Origin of the sequence: Staphylococcus roterodami, from assembly GCA_022493055.1 — a bacterium.
In the GTDB taxonomy this organism is placed as follows: Bacteria; Bacillota; Bacilli; order Staphylococcales; family Staphylococcaceae; genus Staphylococcus; species Staphylococcus singaporensis.
Map to the genome: position 1 here is coordinate 2596941 of CP092781.1, position 18932 is coordinate 2615872.

An 18932-nucleotide genomic window follows, 5' to 3' on the forward strand; every position below is an offset into this window, starting at 1 on the left:
TATATACCACCATAATTATAAAATGAAACATATTAAACACAATTTTTTTAGACTTCCTTCACAATAACCTCAGACAAACGTAAGACTGACATACTAAATTCACAGTACAAACTACTTTTCATTCACTTCTATACTACTTTCTTGAATATGCATTAATGCTGTTTGAATATAATTGTATTGTGGTAAATCTGATAAAGTTTTAATCGATAAGTTCTCTTGTAATTCAAAATGCTTCGCAATATTTTCGAACACAACTAAATACGTACCCATTAATTGTTCATCTATCGTATAACGCGACTCGTTTGTCATTGCTCTATTTAACATAAAACTTATTTCTTCAATTGCGAATATACTCGGATAATAATTTCGAACTATAGTTTTATTACTGAATAATTCACCACATGCAGCATGATAAACTTGCGTCATATTATTTAATTTCACCGATAAGTTTATTGCCTCATTTTTCAAATAAGCCTCATCTTTATATTTATTTTCAGAGAACAAATAATGAAAAATTGTTGCTTCTTTACGGATTACTTCAGCCATTACATTTGGAAGCAATACTGATGCAGTACGTTGACCAAGAACAAATAAGCCTATAATAGCTATGATGATTCCTATCGTTACATCCGTCATTCGCGGAAAGGCTATATCAATAGATAAATTTCTCGATGCCAAACCATTCATTAATATAACTTGGATAGTAATAAAGACTACAGCTATTGCGTAGTTCGCAGCAACTAATGCTTCAGTAAATAAAGCGGCAACACCCATAAGTACAACTGCAACTGGTGTTGGTATTGAAATGAATAATATGATTGAAAGCACTAATACACCAAACATTGTTCCTAGACCTCGTGCCATACCTCTTTCAATCGCATGAACTGTCGAAGTACCTAACAATACCGTATGTGTAGATAACGGTATCCAATACGCCTTGTCGAAATCGAACATCAGTGCAATAAATATTGCCACCATCATAATGACGGCATATCGCAATGTATTACGAAAGACAATAGAGTCTAATGTTAAATTTTGATAAATTCGTTTACTATAAAGCGGCTTATGAATATCTGCTTCATATTCAATACGTTCAGAATTTGCATGTGTTATTTCGTCAATTTTCAAAATGTGATTAAATAAATTTTCAAAATCATTCGTTACGGTAACTTCTTTACGCCAATAATCCATTTGTTGGTTAGGATTATTTAGTTGTTGAGTAATGTAATCAGTCATTTCTATCAATTCAACCGGTAATGGTCTTATATTTTTAGCATTTAATTCCAACAATTCAGAGTAAATACCTTGTGCAGATGTATGCAACAATAGTAACTTTTGAAAGCGTGAGCTCAATTTTCCACTACTTGAATTTGAAGTAATCAATAATTTATCTGATGCTTTAAATACATTTACCGCTGAAGTAGCAACTTTTAAAAATTTATCTTTATCATTATAATGATGTAATAACTTCGAGATTAGCGTGAAATCATTTCGAATCGCTTGTTCTTCTGCTTTCGTTTTAGATAGGAAGATTGTTAGTAACACCATCAAAGTGGCTAAGATTCCACCTAAAATAATGGCAAAGCCTCTATACAATGCATCTTCTGGTGCTATCGGCAAATTAATAGGAAGACTAAATGTTACGATGAAAAAAGTAGATGATGGTCCTGCAATTTTCAAAGCTGTAAAAATGTAAAAGGGAATAACCGTGACAATGAGCAAGGTCAAACCAAAAACTAATGGCGTTGTAGCCGTTAGTGTACCTAAAATCATACAAATGGCGAAGGCTAAATTACATATAATTACAGTTCTAATCTTTGATTTAGCAGACCCATTAAACACATAAATATGCGCCAATGTTCCTGTTGCAACAAGTAATCCAAATTGAAAATTACCACATAAGTATCCAATTAAAGCAGGGATTATCATTAATAAACCTTGTCTTATCCCTTTATAAAAGTCTAAGTTTTGTCGATTGATTTTAATAAGTGATGTCAAAAAGATGTCATTACGACGTCTCCTTCCATTGCGAAAATATTTCCATAATTTTTTATTAGTATACATAAATTTAATTCGCTACTATAAATTATAATTAAGCAACATTTGCTATTATAACACCTTATACGTAATTATATAACTTTAAAAATCTTTTTAACGCATTTTAAATTAAATTCTAAAAATTTTGAAAAGGTGCATTTCATTCATAATTTGATGCGTGTTGCGGCTATCATATTGGTCTAGAACATTAAATAGAGAATGCTTGAGGTCGCTGTTAACGTTAATTTTCACATTAATTACTTAGAATTACAGTACTTTATTTCTTAAAAAAATGGTTCATGAACGTGTAAAGTAGATACAAAGATGTATTAACAAAAACTGGTATTAAGCAATATAAAATAATCACATAAAAATTACCATCCGCATGCCATATGAAAAAGTATAGGATAATTAAAAATACACTTATAATTATTCCTAAAATAGGTAAACTTTTAATATATTTCTCTAAATTTTTGTTCATTCATGTGTCCTCCAAATGTTTATATATTTAAATTTAGATGTCGAATTATATACTTACACTTTGGAATTTACTCTAGTTCAATATATCATTATCACTGTAACAATGGCCCATACAATTTGTAATGGATTCATATATCTATGCAAAATAGCGTAACTTCACTTTTTACGTATTAAAAAAGCAATAAATCCCCATTAAATGAAGACTTATTGCTTGTTTAAATTATTTTTCTATTGCTTTATCATCACTAACAATTAAAGGTTGATCTGGTTTCACATAGAACCACATAATCACAGCGATTACTGCTGGAATGATTAACAATTGGAATGTCATTGTCCAACCTAAATGTTCTACGAATAAACCTGCTAATAACGGACTGATTAATGCACCTATATTACCCCATAAGTTCATCCATCCTGATACTGTACCAGAGAAGTTACGTCCTAAGTCAGTTGCTGCAGCCCAACTCATACCCATTGAAATACCGATACCACCAAGACCTAGTGATAACCAGAAAATACTTACATATAAATTTCCTGTACGTACAGCAAAGATAATTGAAACTGCAAATACAATAAATCCTGCGATAGCAATTACACCTCTAGCTACGAATTTTGAACGTCCTAATCCTAATACACGGTCAGAAATTGCACCTGCTGATAAGATTAAGAAGAACATTAATAACCAAGGTAATGAACTAATACTCATTTCTTTAAAGTTAACGTGGAATACTTCTGTTAAATACGTCGGTAACCAAATTAAGAATAATGTAATGATAAATTGTACAACAAAGTATTGAATTGCAATTGCATAGAAGCTAAAACGTTTAAAGAAATCATTCCATGGTGGTGATGACTTTTCAGTAGCTACGATATCACGATTTTCCATAATGAAACATTTCTCCGCTTCGTTAACCATTCTATGTTGCTCAGGTAAGTCTTTAGCAATAATCGCCCATAATACAGCCATTAAAATCCCTATTGCACCAAAAATGTAGAATACTGCTTGCCAGTTAAATGCGTTAACAATAGCAATTGTAACTATTGGTGCTAATACCGGTCCGAAATATGACCCTGCTAATAATGCACTTGATGCTCTACCTTTTTCATTTTTAGAGAACCAAAATGAGTTAAACACAGCATTAGAAGGGTACATTGGCGCCTCACCCACACCAAATAAGAATCTCACTAAATAAATTAAACCGTGGTTCTTAATCATACCCGTTAAGATTGTAAATGCACTCCACCAAACTAATGCAATTGTAATCATCTTACGTGGACCGAATTTTTCAGCCAACATCCCCGATGGTACTTGCATTAATGCATAACCTAGAGAGAAGAATGATGCCAATAAACCAAATTGTGGTTTGGTCATCCCTAAATCATCCATCATTTGTTTAGCGATATATGAAATGTTTGCTCTATCCATATACGCAATAACCCCAATAAAGAAGAACGCAAGCGCGAACATCCACCTTACGTTAGTTCGTTTTTCCTTCATAACTATTCCTACTTCCCTAATTAATTTTAAAAACTTACCCTGAAACGTTAAAATTTTCGGACATCTGGCATGTCCACCCCTACTTTGTCACAAAATTGTACCAAAGTTATTTTTTATAATATTATCAGACATGGAAAGCGTTTACAATAGAATCTATAAAAATTTTATTAAATTCCGCTTAACTTTTGCTATTAAAACTATATAAAGAAACTTTTAGTTACATAGTAGCCTATCATTTGTTAATTAAAAATACTGCAACCATAGTGTTTTAAAACGTATATTGTAAGCTTTCTTACATTTTAGAGATTCATTATATATTGCATATAAATACATTAACCATTCATTGTGCAGCGCCGTTATTTAGATGATCATTTATTGACTTTTTGCTCTTATAGCAAGCAATTTTTTGATTTATTGCTTATAATACATTTTAAGACAAATGTTTGTTTCAACATCGCATGCGACATCATTAATTATTCATTTGAATTTATCCAGTTTCTATTTGTCTGCAATTGCTGAAAATTAAAGGAGCTTATTTTTAATAATGGAACAAATTATCACTGAATTTATTAGCCGTTTTGGGTATGCAGCGATTTTTATATTAATCTTATTAGAAAATGTACTACCTATCGTACCATCGGAAATTATTTTGACATTTGCTGGTCTAATGTCTGTTAAATCACATTTATCAATTTTAACTTTATTTATTATTGCAACTATCGCATCGTTTATAGGGCTGTTAATTTTATATTATATCTGCCGTTTGATTTCAGAAGAACGTCTATATCGTTTTATTGATCGACATGGTAAGTGGATTAAATTGAAAAGTAAAGATTTAAAGCGAGCAAATGATTGGTTTAAAAAGTATGGCGTATGGGCTGTATTTATCTGTCGTTTCATACCTGTATTACGTGTATTGATTACCATTCCAGCCGGTGTGAACCGCATGAATGTTGTGACATTTACCGTTATTTCATTAATAGGTACAACAATTTGGAATTTCGGTTTAATTTTACTAGGACGCACGTTGAGCGATAGCTTCGGTATGTTGATGACTGGTCTTCATACATATTCACGTATTATGTATGTTGTCATCATTATCGCAGTCATTTACTTTGCTATACGTTACATTGGCAAACGTAAGAGAGTAAAATAATATTGTTGTTAGCATAATGAAGAACCTCGATTTTATTTCTTCGAGGTTCTTCATTATGTCTTTATATAATTTTATAATAGTGTTATATTTTTAAATTAAGATTTCCAATCTTTTTTGTCAACTAATTCTAAGGAACTCAACACCTCAAGATTAATTATAATATTAAAATATTTTCATTTTTTAATATCACTCACTGATTTTCCAATTACAACTAATATGAATTTTTTTATTACAAAATTAACTTTAATATATTTTTTATAATGACTATACTGACAGCAACTATTATTATACTAGAGATTTTATTTAAAAATAATATATATTTACCTGTTCTATCTATAGAACCTAAAACCTTACCTAATATCGCTAACAGAAAAAACCATAGCCAAGAAACCATAATAGTGGCAATACAAAAAAGTACTTTTTCTAAACCAGAATAGACAGATGCGCTTGATCCAATTACACCAACTGTATCCATAATTGCATGTGGATTTAACAACGAAACAGATATAGCAAAACCTATTTGCTTTTTTGTACTCATCGGATCATAGTTGTCTAGAGTGTTAGGCTTTTCTTTCCATAAAGACCAAGCCATGTACAATAGAAAAAACAAACCAACTATATAAATAAATAATTGTAGAACTGGTAATGACATTAATATTAGTGAAACACCCAGGACAGCAATTATTATTAAAAAAGTGTCACATAGTCCAGCCGTTATAACAACCGGCAATGCGTTTATCAATTTTTTTTGATTAGCACCTTGATTAAATACAAACACGTTTTGCGCTCCTAGGGGCAAAATAAGTCCCAATGCTAATAAAATACCGTGTAAAACTGGTTGTATCAATTCGCATCCTCCCCCTTTCCAACAATGTTCGGTGTACAAATATCTTTTACTACACTATAAAAACCCGGTAGTGTCGTCTTGAAGAATCCAGTACAATGATGTGCTTCTCTATATTTTTGATCTCTCATTAATATAATATGTGCTTTTTTCAAATTATAATGTGGTATTGCTGGGAATAAATGGTGGACTAAGTGAAAATTATCATGGTGAGGATGAAATAAAAATATTGTCCAAGGCATACCAAAAGTATTCCGACTTGCTGTTAACTCATTATCATTATTCAATCCAGAGTGTTCAGCCATTTCTGCCCAATAACGAATAATCTGAAAAGTTGTTAAAAGTGGTATAAACCAATAAAGAATAACATATAACCAAAAATTAAACATAATTGATAACGTTATAATTGTTCCCCAGAAAATATTTCTAGTCCATATTTCTGATTTAGGAGTATCCCTACTGTATAAATTAGCTGAAACTGTACCTAAAACATATTTAGGCACATGGAATAAAAATAGTACCTTTACAATGTGATTAATTATAAATTTTTTCACATCTTTTTGCGGCTTGTCTAAACCTACAATGCGATATCGTTTAGTATCTGGGTCTTTTTCCTCATCCCATAAATTTCTATGATGTTTAAAATGAGAATTACAATATGTAGTAAAGCTTGTAAATATAGGGAACGCTATTAAAAGACAAGCAATCCATTTATTATAAAACTTATTTGTAAATAATGAACGATGACATGCTTCGTGCATTAAGTTATCAAACGCCCTCATTCGGCTTCCAATTAAAATAATACTTAGAATATAAATAATGAGATTGTTCATATAGATACTTATACATGCACTCCCTAGAATTACCAACCAGTCAAAAATCAAAGCGAAAATATTGTGGTAATTATCCTTTTTCATTAATACCTTCAAATCTTTTTTTATCTCCATTGAAAATACAGCTTTTTCTAATTTTAGTGTCAATTTAACCGCCTCCCTTATTTAATATGTTATAATAATCTGAAAATTAAAAAACCTACCAGATTCTAATAAAAATTCCAACCAGATTGAGGATGACATTTATGACTAAATTTCAATATAAAAAAATAATTGATGATATTATTAGTAAAATTAACAACGGTAGTTTATCTCCGGGGGATAAATTATACTCGCAAAGAAAATTAGCTAAGTACTATAATGTAAATAAATCAACAGTTATACAAGCTTTAGATATTCTAAAAAGCTATGGCATCTTAGATACAATTGAAAAAAAAGGTGTTTATGTATCCCAGTATAAATGGAATTCTTATATTACCAATAATATTCATTGGCAAGATTATATAGGCAATAGCTTTTCTAAAAATAACCAATATTATATTCAAAAAATTAATGAAATAGAATTTAATCCTGATATCATCCGATTAGGTACTGGAGAACTATCTCCAAAACTAATTCCAAACCATATATTTAAAAAAATATTAACTAATGATATTGAAGAAGCTTTACAAACTAACTATGAAGAACCAAAAGGAAATCTAAAGTTAAGGATAGAAATAGTAAAATATATGAAGCGAAGAGGAGTTGATTGTAATATCAATAATATATGTATTACATCCGGTGCTGTGCAAGGTTTAAAATTAATTGCAGACGGACTGTTAATTCCACAATCTAAAATTATAATTGAAACACCTTCATACATTAATTCCATACGTACTTGGCATAATATCAGAGCAAAAATTATTCCTTTGTCCATCAATTACATCAAACATAATATTAACAATATCTTTAAATTAAATAGTGATTATAGGCACAGTATTTTTTACTGTATACCAACACTGCATAACCCTACTCAAAATACTTATAGTAAAGAAGAGAAACAAAAAATTATAGATCAATGTCATAAAGAAGGTATTCCGATTGTGGAAGATAGTATATACTCTGATTTATGGTTCAGTCCTAACCAACAAATTTCTATGAAAGCTTTAAAAAATAGTGATAATGTTTTATATTTAGGTAGTTTATCTAAAACTGTAAGTCCCGGTCTACGTATTGGTTGGATTATAGCAGACGAAAAAGTAATTCATCATTTAGCCGATTTAAAAATGCAAAATGATTACGGTGCAAGTTCTATATCACAGCATATTGCCACAACGTGGTTAAGTAATTATCATGAAGATCATTTATATAAATTAAAGATCGAACTAAAATTACGAAAATCTATTTTTATAAAGTCATTAAAGAAACATCTATCTAAGTTTGGATATTGGAATGAACCCCAAGGCTCATTTTATATCTGGTTTAAGCTATCTGTTCCAGTAAATATAAAGCTCTTATTTAACGAAGCAATAAAAGAAAATATACTAATACACCCAGGAGAAATATATGACATTAACTCTAAAAGCTATATTCGCTTTTCATACTCATATATCAACAAGGAAGAAATTGACCAAAGCTTAAAAAAATTAAGTGAAATTATAAATAGAATACGAACTTAGTTAACATTTATAATTCGTTATTTAATTCATTTTATACTTGCGTGTTATAATATTAAGCACAATACGCATTACATTTCATTAAAAACCTAAAATGCATTTTGTTATAAGATATTGGGATATTATACACATTTACAAATATTGACAATATGGTCTATATCATCAAATATTATTTCATTGTATGAATATAGAAGTTTTATTAAAAGATAATAATGAGTACTATTAAAAAGGAATTTCCAAAAAATGTTTTGCTTGGAAATTCCCTTTTTAAATTTTTATGTGACGAATTGTTGCACTTAATTTGGCAATCTAAAACTCAAGAAAATATTCAGTCACACAACCTATCTTACTTATTACTTATTTAATTCCGCAAACCCATTTCACAAATCCCCACCTATCATACAAACTATCATTTTAAATAAGCAGAATATATCCTGTCTTCCACACAAATTGTTTTCATCACTTTAATATGCCTACTATCCAAAAAAGTCACTCATAACAAATTGCGCATTTTATTAAATTTAGCAATGCCATTTGCATACTTTAAAAATGCTCATATTTGTATTAACTTTTTATATTATTAAAGTTTTTTAAATCTATATTTTAATAACTCTTGCCTTGTGATAAAATTAATTTTATATACAAAATTAGAAGATTCAGATTATTTAATTGTAAAGGAGATAGTGATATGGATGTTGTAACAGTCGAACATTTAACAAAGAAGATAGGAAATAAAACGATTCTTGAAGATATATCCTTAACGTTAAAACGTGGACACATTGTAGGTCTTGTTGGAGCGAATGGTGCAGGAAAAACAACTTTAATGAAAGTTATATTAGGTTACTCTAGTTTCCAAAGCGGGAATTTCAATGTTATTAAAAACCAGGACAGCAAAAGCAATATCGGTGCATTGATTGAAAATCCAGGAATATATCCTTTTATGTCTGGATATGAAAACTTGAAGTTATTTAACGAATCAAAAAACACTCAAGATATCGATAAAATTGTCTCACAACTTAATATGGATGAATACATTCATAAAAAAGCTAAAACGTATTCTCTTGGTATGAAACAAAAATTAGGAATTGCTATAGCATTTTTAAATGATCCTCAATTTGTTATCTTAGATGAACCAATGAACGGCTTAGATCCAAAAGCTGTGCGAGATGTACGTGAATTGATTGTCCAAAAAGCGCAAGAAGGTGTTACTTTCTTAATTTCGAGTCATATTTTAAGTGAATTGGTTAAAATTACAAACTCTATCCTTATTATCAACAAAGGTAAAATTGTAACAGAAACATCGGAAGAAGAACTTAAACAATTTAAAGATAATGATTTAGAAAATGTATTACTAGACATCATAGAAAGGGAGGACCAAGCATAAAATGGGAACTTTAATTAAACAAGAATGTTTCAAATTATATAAGAAGAAATCAACTTTTATCGCACCTATTGTCTTTATTCTACTAATGGTTGCTCAAGGTTATATTGCTACGAAATACAATATCACGCCAAAGGAAAATTTCACATCTGGTTTTAATGGACTTGCATGGTTTTCATTTTTATTAATTATTCAAGCAAGTACAATTATTTCAATGGAATTTCATTACGGAACGATTAAAAATTTACTTTATCGTGAATATTCAAGAACAACTATGATTATTAGCAAAATCATCACATTATTTATTATTTCTTTAATTTATTTTGCTATTACAATTATCGCTTCAATTGGTATTGGGCCTTTATTCTTTAATGATTTAAATATATTTGAAAGTAGCGGGAATCAATTATCTTTATTTAATCAATTATTATTAGTTAGTTTAGGCACATTTGTTGGCGTTTGGTTAGTTTTAAGCTTAACGTTACTATTATCATGCGCAACAAATTCAACGGGCGTAGCCATTGCAGTAGGTATTGTTTTTTATTTTGCAAGTACTATATTAGCAGTAGTTCAAACGACACTTTTAGAAAAAATTGAATGGCTAAAGTGGAACCCTATTAATATGATGAATATTATGATTCAAACAGTTGAAAAAGGTTTTAGTAAGTCGACGAAATTAGAACTTCATGAATTGTTTATTGGTAATATTGCTTATATTTCTATTTTCTTAATCCTTGTAGTATTTATTTTCAAGAAGAAAAATGTATAGTAACTTAAAGTATTAGATGTCTAAACAGACACATATTCCAGCGTATTCCAAAATCATTTTCAAATCCCTTCACCAAAATAATGGTGCGGGGATTTTTTTCATCCAAATTTTGGCAATTTCACATTTTACATATCGTAATTTTTTAGGAAACTTGTGATTATAACAAATCCCTCCTCTCATTTTTAAAATAAATATATCACTTCCCCACTTTTACTTAACTAAACTGCAACGGCTCCTAATACTAAAATTCTCAAAATCCTGCCCTCTATTTTTATCAATTTAAGCATACTTATTGAAAAATGTTAACGTTTTCTTGATAATCATTGTAAGCGCATTTATTTTATAAACTATCGTTTGAAATATACTACAGGAGTGACACGTAATGACTCAAATTACTGAAAAAGAATTAAAAAAGAAGTATTTAGATTTACTATCTCAAAATTTTGATACTCCAGAAAAACTTGCAACTGAAATTATCAATTTAGAATCAATTTTAGAATTACCTAAAGGTACGGAACATTTCGTCAGCGATTTACATGGTGAATATGAAGCTTTCCAACACGTATTACGTAATGGTTCTGGGAACGTGCGAGCGAAAATCAATGATATTTTCAAAGAGAGACTTTCAACTAAGGAGCTTAATGACTTAACTGCTCTTGTCTACTATCCAGAAGACAAATTAAAATTGATTAAAAGTGATTTCCAAAGTTGCGGTCAACTTAATGTCTGGTATATCACAACAATAGAACATTTAATTGAGTTGATTAAATATTGTTCTTCAAAATATACGCGTTCAAAACTGCGTAAAGCATTGCCAAAGCAATACGTTTATATTATTGAGGAACTACTGTATAAAAGTAATGAATATCAAAATAAAAAATCATATTACGAAACACTTGTTAATCAAGTAATTGAACTTAAACAGGCAGATGATTTAATTATAGGGCTTGCTTATTCTGTACAACGCTTAGTCGTCGATCATTTACACGTTGTCGGTGATATTTATGATCGTGGACCACAACCAGATAAAATTATGGATACACTGATTAATTATCATTCCCTAGATATTCAATGGGGTAATCATGATGTGCTTTGGGTTGGAGCCTATGCTGGGTCAAAAGTATGCTTAGCAAACTTACTTCGAATTTGTGCACGTTATGATAATTTAGATATTATCGAAGACGCTTATGGCATTAATTTAAGACCACTGCTTACTTTAGCTGAAAAATACTATGACGCAGATAATCCTGCTTTTAAACCTAAAAAAAGACCTGACAAACATGAACGTTTAACTCAACGTGAAGAAAGTCAAATTACTAAAATTCATCAAGCTATTGCGATGATTCAATTCAAATTAGAAATACCAATTATTAAACGTCGTCCAAATTTCGAAATGGAAGAACGTCTTGTGCTTGAAAAGGTTAATTATGATACAAATGAAATTACAGTTTATGGTAATACATACCCGTTGAAAGACACATGTTTCCAAACTATCAATCGTGATAATCCAGCAGAATTACTACCTGAAGAAGAAGAAGTCATGAATAAACTATTATTGTCATTCCAACAATCTGAAAAATTACGTCGTCATATGTCTTTCTTGATGCGTAAAGGTTCTCTTTACTTACCATATAATGGCAATTTACTCATTCATGGTTGTATTCCAGTTGATGAAAATGGTGAGATGGAATCATTTGAAATTGATGGTCATACTTACAGCGGCCAAGAATTATTAGATGTGTTTGAGTGTCATGTCCGTAAATCATTTGATGAAAAAGAAAATACTGATGACTTATCGACGGATTTAGTTTGGTATTTATGGACTGGGAAATATTCGTCATTATTTGGTAAACGTGCCATGACAACGTTTGAGCGATACTTCATTGCAGATAAAGCTTCTCATAAAGAAGAAAAAAATCCATACTATCATCTACGTGAAGATGTGAATATGGTACGTAAAATGCTCAGTGATTTTGGATTAAATGCAGATGAAGGTCGTATTATTAATGGTCACACACCAGTGAAAGAAATCAATGGCGAAGATCCTATCAAAGCTGATGGAAAGATGCTTGTCATTGATGGTGGCTTTTCAAAAGCTTATCAGTCAACAACTGGCATTGCAGGATATACACTATTGTATAATTCATTCGGTATGCAACTCGTTGCTCACCAACAATTTAACGCTAAAGAAAAAATACTTTCCGAAGGTATCGATGAACTTTCTATAAAGCGCGTCGTAGATAAAGAATTACAACGTAAGAAGATTCGTGATACCAATATTGGTAAAGATCTTCAAGCTCAAATAGATATTTTGAAAATGTTAATGCATGATCGTTACTTAGACTAAAGACGATAATTTATTGCATGTATAGTGCACTGTTGTATTGTTGCAGTGTTTACGCATTGGCTATGCAAACGCGATGATAATAAATAGGTGACCTAGCTACACCGAAAAAAACCCCCTCACTGCTCGCAATAGTGAGGGGATTGGTGTATCTATGCTAGTACCTTGTTAACTGTATTATAATATCTTTACAGCAAAAAAATGCAAAATCAACTAATAAACTAATAAAATAACCGACGCCCTCGCTTCTACTCCAATTTAACAAAATACTATATTAGTACTATATTTTTCATTAACATGTATGTTACATTTTCTATATTACTTAAAATTACGAAGGGACATTTTTAAATCATGCGTATCTTAAAAGAGTCCATTATTGTGGCATTTGCCTTTGTCGGTGTTGTCGTTGGTGCCGGCTTTGCTACTGGTCAAGAAATTTTCCAGTTTTTCACAAGTCATGGCGCGTATAGCATTTCAGGCATTATTGTGACAGGACTATTGATTACTTTAGGTGGAATGATTGTCATGCATACAGGTCATCATCTAAAGTCTAGAAATCATTCTGATTCAATTAACTATTTCTTATACCCCTCTATTGCAAGAGGTTTTGATATTATTTTGACAATGTTTATGTTATCTCTAGCTATTATTATGACTGCAGGTGGCGCGTCAACCATTCATCAAAGTTTCAACTTACCGTATTGGCTGAGCGCACTCATCTTAGTCGCCTTTATTTTAGCAACACTGTTTCTAAAATTCGATCGTTTAATTGCTGTGCTTGGTGGAGTTACCCCATTTTTAATTGCGATTGTCATTATGATTGCAGTGTACTATTTCACAACGAGTCATCTTGATTTTACTGCCACTAATAATGATGCTCAGATTCATAAGCAGAAATCATTATCACCTGGATGGTGGTTTGATGCAATTAACTATGCAAGCTTGCAAATTGCTGCTGCCTTCAGCTTCTTATCAGTCATGGGTAGCAAAGTTAAATATCGTGACTCAACCTTATACGGGGGCTTGATTGGTGGTTTAATCATTACATTTTTACTCATGATGATTAACCTAGGTTTAATTTCTCAATTCGATAAAATTAAACACGTCGATTTACCTACATTAAAATTAGCGACACAAATGTCTCCGTCAATTGGTATTATTATGTCTGTCATTATGATACTTGTTATCTACAATACTGTTGTTGGATTAATGTATGCATTTGCGTCACGTTTCAGCGTTCCATTTAGCAGACGTTACTTCATCATTATTATTACAATGGCTGTTATCACTTATATTAGTACATTTATCGGTTTCATTTCATTAATTGGAAAAGTATTCCCTATCATGGGATTATTCGGTTTCATCTTACTCATACCTGTAATCTATAAAGGGTTAATTAAGCGTATTACCAGCAAATCTCATATCGATTAAAATATCTATACCATTGTAAAATTCAGTACAGCCCATCAAAATCAATCAAAACCACCCGTGTGAACGGGTGGTTTGTTCTACGGCTATAAGCCTTCCTTACTGGCCAGCCCTAAAAGGGCACTGAAAAGTCAGCCAACTGCACTACTATTCCAGCAACCCTAAAGGGTTACTCTTTTTTCTTTCTTTTTCTATTTTTCTCTCCAGTGAAAGGATCTAAATATTCTTCCATTGAGATTTGGTCTGCAACGATATCCTCTTGTAATTGATTACGAATATAATTTTCAATTCCTTTTTTATTTCTACCTACTGTATCCACATAAAATCCTTTACACCAAAATTTTCTATTTCCATATCTATACTTTAAGTTAGCATGTCTATCAAATATCATTAAACTACTTTTTCCTTTTAAATAGCCAACAAATGATGATACTCCAAGTTTGGGTGGTATACTAACTAACATATGGATATGATCTTTACATGCCTCTGCTTCAATTATCTCTACACCTTTTCTTTCACATAATTGACGCAATATAATCCCTATATCTTTTTTTATTTTTCCATATATCACTTGTCTTCTGTATTTAGGTGCAAAGACAATATGATACTTACAATTCCATTTTGTATGTGCTAAACTGTTTGTGTCAGATGACATTAAATAGCATCTCCTCGTGTTGATTATTTTGGTTGGCTGACCAATATTTATTCTAGCACGTAGAGATGCATTTTTTGTGACAATGGTAGAACCTTTTCTGAACCATACGCATAGCGTATGGTTTTCTTTTCACAAAAAAATACGGACAGATGAAAAGTAAAAAATCTTTTCCATCTGTCCGCTTTATTATAGTATCGTTATTTCTCTAGTATTTGTTGACCAGCCATTAATCCAGTTTCTGTAATTTCATGACCATTCACCCAAACTTCTTCGACTACTGCCCCACGTGTCTTAAACAAGTTAATGACTTGTTCACTTGCAGCTAATGGCACAATTGGATCATGTTTCCCCATAGAAAGCAACACACTTACATCTGATAAATCCTTTGTTGACATTACTTCAACTGGGTATAATGGTGCATATAACAATGCTTTTTTAAATGGTGCTTCCGAACGCAACATTAAGTTAATCGCTATATTTGATCCATTTGAAAATCCAACAAGCACAGCTTTTTCAATATCAAAATCATAACGTTCAGCAGCTTCTTTAATGAACGCTAACAATTCTTGTCCACGAAATTCCAAATCTTCTTCATCATAAACACCTTCACCAAGACGTTTGAAATACCGGTTCATCCCATTTTCTGAAACTTGTCCTCTAATACTTAACAAGTGATAATTTTCATTCAATGCTTCGCCTAATGGCAATAAATCGAACTCATCGCCACCTGTACCATGCAACAATATTAGCGTTGGCGCACCTTTTTGTCCTTCACGAAAAATATGTTCCATCACAAATCCTCCTCATTCCAATTAATCATGTTAACGCTTCGTATTAAATGGTCTTATTTCTGATTCTATATACTCTCTTTTATTTTCTAAAAACGGTGGCAACGATAAACCTTCACCTAATGTTTCATAAGGTTCATCTTCCATAAATCCTGGTCCATCTGTTGAAATTTCTATTAAAATATGACCAACACGTGCATATAATGCTTCAAAATAGAAACGATTAACGATACCTGAATTATTAATACCTACCTCTTTGTATTTCGTTGCCCACGTATTTAATGCATCATGATTTTTCACACGAAATGACACATGATGTACCTCACCATAACCTTGACGAGCTGCTGGCCCTTTGTCATCCTTGATTAAGATTACTTGGCCACCATTGCCGCCTTCACCAACTTCAAGTAATGCGACATTATCATCATGCTCAATAGTTGTCATACCGTAAACAGTTTCTAAAATATTTTTAAAGTCATCAAAATAACTTACTTTAATTTCAATTGGACCTAATCCGTAAATCGCTTTATCTTCTGGCACCGGTCCATTCTTCCATGGCACACCAGGTGCTACACCTTCATTTAACTCATCTGAAATTAATTGATACACTTGGCCATCTACTTCTTCAAATGGCAATACTTTTTTACCAAATAGTTCTTGAATACCTTCGTGTTTGACACCAAACTCATCAAAGCGCTGTTCATAATATGTTAATGCGTCATCGTTAGGCACTCTAAAAGACGGTCTTGTAATAGAATTTGTACCAGCCTGCCCTTTAGGAATATCTGGGAAATCGAAGAATGTCATATCTGTACCTGCTGAACCTACATCATCTGCAAAAAATGTATGATACGTATAAATATCATCTTGATTGACTGTCTTTTTAACTAAACGCATGCCTAATACTTCTGTAAAAAATTTATAATTACGTTCTGCATCATCTGTCATTGCTGTTACATGGTGAATACCTAATAGTTCATGATTATTTGTCATTTTATATACCCTCTTTGTCTTTTTAGTATATTTGTCTCGAAACCGAGATATTTTAATGTAAATTTTTAGTGCACGCCTTACACTTCTGTAGATTGTGCACTTAGTTTCTTAAACGCTAGTTGTAACGTTGCCAGTTCATCTTCTGTTAACACATCAAATGCCTTTGTTAATGTCTCAGCATGCTTAGGGAAAATATCTGCCATTTGACTTTGGCCTATTTCAGTTAAACTAGCCATGTATACACGTTTATCATCTTTGTCCTTTTCCCGTGTAATCCAACCTTTGTCCTCTAATTGACTTACAACATATGAAATACTGCTACTTGCAATTAATACGCGGTCTCTAATACGTTGAATTGGTTGTGGACCTTTGTTATAAAGCAACTCAAGCACTGCAAATTCAGTAATATTTAAGCCATATCGCTTTACGTCTTCTTTTGTAATTTGCTCTAATGTGTCTAACGCCCTATTCATTCCGACAAAGACATTGAGCGATTGTTTCGTTCGATCCATATGATCACCAACTTTTTTATTTTATTTCGATTTCGAGATAAATTATATAGGTGAATTGATTTAATGTCAAGATACGTGTTTTCATCTTTATTTCAAACTGCGCTTAATTAAAATAACTGCTTGTACCAGAGTCAATGTCGTCACATGACTGTCATGCACCTTTGACTTCGTTTAAGTTAAAATAGAATAGGGAAACATTATAATCAATCATGATAGGAGTTGATATGTATGAGTAACCTTGAAATCAAACAAGGCGAGAACAAATTCTATATTGGTGATGATGAAAATAATGCTTTAGCTGAAATCACATACCATTTTGTGGATAATAATGAAATTAACATTGATCATACAGGCGTATCTGATGAACTTGGTGGTCAAGGTGTTGGCAAAAAACTAGTTAAAGCAGTTGTTGAACACGCTCGAGAAAATAATTTGAAAATTATTGCCTCATGTTCATTTGCCAAACATATGTTAGAAAAAGAAGATTCATATCAAGATTTATATTTTGGTTAAATTAATTTTGCGATGGTGCAACTGTGCCATCGCTTTTTATTTGTTCGCATCAATATAAAATTGCAAAACGACTAGTTATTTTGCATTTCAAACTTTATGCTATCAATTCATTTTCTTTTCTGGTATACTTTTTATACCAACTTATAGAAAAATAGAAAACGAGGCGATGCATAATGGCATTTCACGATAAAACAGCAACACAAGTGACAAACATTGAACTGAACGTAAGAGACTTAGAATTGATGACAACATTTTACAAAAACATTTTAGGACTATCAGTTAAAAGTTCTGACGATAACACAACCGTATTATCAGTTGGTAATGGTGGCCACACACTAACGTTGCATTTATTAGAAGACGGCCGTCAGACTTCCCCACGTGAAGCAGGGCTATTTCATATAGCATTTTTATTACCAACTACTGAGGATTTAGCTAACTTCTTATATTTTGTGGCACAAAAACATATGGGCATTGGCGCTGGTGATCATTTAGTCAGTGAAGCTTTATATTTCAACGACCCCGAAGGTAATGGTATTGAAGTCTATCGCGATAGACCTTCATCTTCATGGGAATGGCAAAATGGCAAAGTAAAAATGGATACTTTAGAAGTTGATAGCCAAACTTTATTAACACATCGTACTGATGAAGGTTGGCAAGGAATGCCAGCAAAAGGCATGATTGGGCACTTACATTTAAAAACACATGATTTGGACGCAGCATATCAATGTTACATTGAACAATTAGGATTCCAACATGTGTCTGATTTTCCACGAGCGCTATTTATGTCGACGAATCATTATCACCATCATATTGCTGCTAATACTTGGCAATCTAATCAAGCAAGACAAAACAATGCACAAAGTTATGGATTAACACATGTTGATATTTATCAACCCGACGCCTCAACACATACATTTACGGCACCAGAAGGGTTTGACATCACAGTTCATTCAAATACTGACCTTGTTCCAGAAAAATAATCATCCATACTTTATTAATACAATTTTTTCACGCAAAAGCCTGCGATTCATTTATATGAACGCAGG

At 31.6% G+C, this 18932-nt stretch carries 17 protein-coding genes; 8 read left to right on the forward strand and 9 right to left on the reverse strand.

Going from position 1 to position 18932, the window contains the following annotated elements; translation table 11 throughout:
- Positions 1 to 111: 111 nt before the first annotated feature.
- The 3 genes from ML436_12745 to ML436_12755 form a co-directional block, all read right to left on the reverse strand.
- Positions 112 to 1929, reverse strand: coding sequence for an FUSC family protein (locus ML436_12745; GenBank protein UMT79522.1), 1818 nt, complete (start codon positions 1927 to 1929; stop codon positions 112 to 114).
- A gap of 385 nt (positions 1930 to 2314) precedes the next feature.
- The gene (locus tag ML436_12750) at positions 2315 to 2518 is read right to left on the reverse strand and encodes a hypothetical protein (GenBank protein UMT77977.1); all 204 of its coding nucleotides are present in this window, start codon (positions 2516 to 2518) and stop codon (positions 2315 to 2317) included.
- Positions 2519 to 2737: 219 nt separating this feature from the next.
- The gene (locus tag ML436_12755; protein ID UMT77978.1) at positions 2738 to 4015 is read right to left on the reverse strand and encodes an MFS transporter; all 1278 of its coding nucleotides are present in this window, start codon (positions 4013 to 4015) and stop codon (positions 2738 to 2740) included.
- A 544-nt stretch (positions 4016 to 4559) separates the two neighbouring features.
- Here ML436_12755 and ML436_12760 point away from each other — a divergent pair.
- Positions 4560 to 5171, forward strand: coding sequence for a DedA family protein (locus ML436_12760; protein UMT77979.1), 612 nt, complete (start codon positions 4560 to 4562; stop codon positions 5169 to 5171).
- Positions 5172 to 5400: 229 nt separating this feature from the next.
- Here ML436_12760 and ML436_12765 read toward each other — a convergent pair whose 3' ends face one another.
- Both ML436_12765 and ML436_12770 read right to left on the reverse strand, forming a co-directional pair.
- Positions 5401 to 6018, reverse strand: a complete 618-nt coding sequence (locus ML436_12765) for a LysE family transporter (GenBank protein UMT77980.1) — start codon at positions 6016 to 6018, stop codon at positions 5401 to 5403.
- Positions 6015 to 6995, reverse strand: a complete 981-nt coding sequence (locus ML436_12770; protein UMT77981.1) for a fatty acid desaturase family protein — start codon at positions 6993 to 6995, stop codon at positions 6015 to 6017. Before ML436_12770 ends, ML436_12765 begins: the two co-directional genes overlap by 4 nt.
- Positions 6996 to 7093: 98 nt before the next feature.
- Here ML436_12770 and ML436_12775 point away from each other — a divergent pair, with 98 nt between their 5' ends.
- The 5 genes from ML436_12775 (at position 7094) to ML436_12795 (ending at position 14428) form a co-directional block, all read left to right on the forward strand.
- Positions 7094 to 8506, forward strand: coding sequence for a PLP-dependent aminotransferase family protein (locus ML436_12775; protein UMT77982.1), 1413 nt, complete (start codon positions 7094 to 7096; stop codon positions 8504 to 8506).
- Positions 8507 to 9191: 685 nt separating this feature from the next.
- Positions 9192 to 9887 carry an ATP-binding cassette domain-containing protein gene (locus ML436_12780; protein ID UMT77983.1) on the forward strand — a complete coding sequence of 232 codons (696 nt, stop codon included), beginning with the start codon at positions 9192 to 9194 and terminating at the stop codon, positions 9885 to 9887.
- Position 9888: 1 nt separating this feature from the next.
- The gene (locus ML436_12785; GenBank protein ID UMT77984.1) at positions 9889 to 10653 is read left to right on the forward strand and encodes an ABC transporter permease; all 765 of its coding nucleotides are present in this window, start codon (positions 9889 to 9891) and stop codon (positions 10651 to 10653) included.
- Positions 10654 to 11035: 382 nt separating this feature from the next.
- Positions 11036 to 13000, forward strand: a complete 1965-nt coding sequence (locus tag ML436_12790; GenBank protein UMT77985.1) for a fructose-1,6-bisphosphatase — start codon at positions 11036 to 11038, stop codon at positions 12998 to 13000.
- Between the two features lie 348 nt (positions 13001 to 13348).
- Positions 13349 to 14428 carry a hypothetical protein gene (locus ML436_12795; protein ID UMT77986.1) on the forward strand — a complete coding sequence of 360 codons (1080 nt, stop codon included), beginning with the start codon at positions 13349 to 13351 and terminating at the stop codon, positions 14426 to 14428.
- 166 nt (positions 14429 to 14594) lie between these two features.
- Here the strand turns inward: ML436_12795 and tnpA are convergent, their stop codons facing one another.
- From tnpA to ML436_12815, 4 genes are all read right to left on the reverse strand, one after another.
- Positions 14595 to 15080 (reverse strand): IS200/IS605 family transposase, encoded by a 486-nt coding sequence (gene tnpA / locus ML436_12800; protein ID UMT77987.1) that lies wholly within the window; start codon positions 15078 to 15080, stop codon positions 14595 to 14597.
- Between the two features lie 197 nt (positions 15081 to 15277).
- Positions 15278 to 15871: an alpha/beta hydrolase gene (locus tag ML436_12805; GenBank protein ID UMT77988.1), complete on the reverse strand. Its 594-nt coding sequence runs from the start codon at positions 15869 to 15871 to the stop codon at positions 15278 to 15280.
- Positions 15872 to 15901: 30 nt separating this feature from the next.
- Complete coding sequence (locus tag ML436_12810) at positions 15902 to 16861, reverse strand: ring-cleaving dioxygenase (protein ID UMT77989.1); 960 nt, start codon at positions 16859 to 16861, stop codon at positions 15902 to 15904.
- 77 nt (positions 16862 to 16938) lie between these two features.
- A complete protein-coding gene (locus tag ML436_12815; GenBank protein UMT77990.1) occupies positions 16939 to 17373 on the reverse strand; it encodes a MarR family transcriptional regulator in 435 nt (144 codons plus the stop codon).
- A 228-nt stretch (positions 17374 to 17601) separates the two neighbouring features.
- Between ML436_12815 and ML436_12820 the strand changes: the two genes are divergently transcribed.
- On the forward strand, positions 17602 to 17886 hold the full coding sequence (locus ML436_12820) for a GNAT family N-acetyltransferase (protein ID UMT77991.1): 285 nt from the start codon (positions 17602 to 17604) through the stop codon (positions 17884 to 17886).
- Between the two features lie 173 nt (positions 17887 to 18059).
- The gene (locus tag ML436_12825) at positions 18060 to 18866 is read left to right on the forward strand and encodes a VOC family protein (protein UMT77992.1); all 807 of its coding nucleotides are present in this window, start codon (positions 18060 to 18062) and stop codon (positions 18864 to 18866) included.
- Positions 18867 to 18932: the final 66 nt, after the last annotated feature.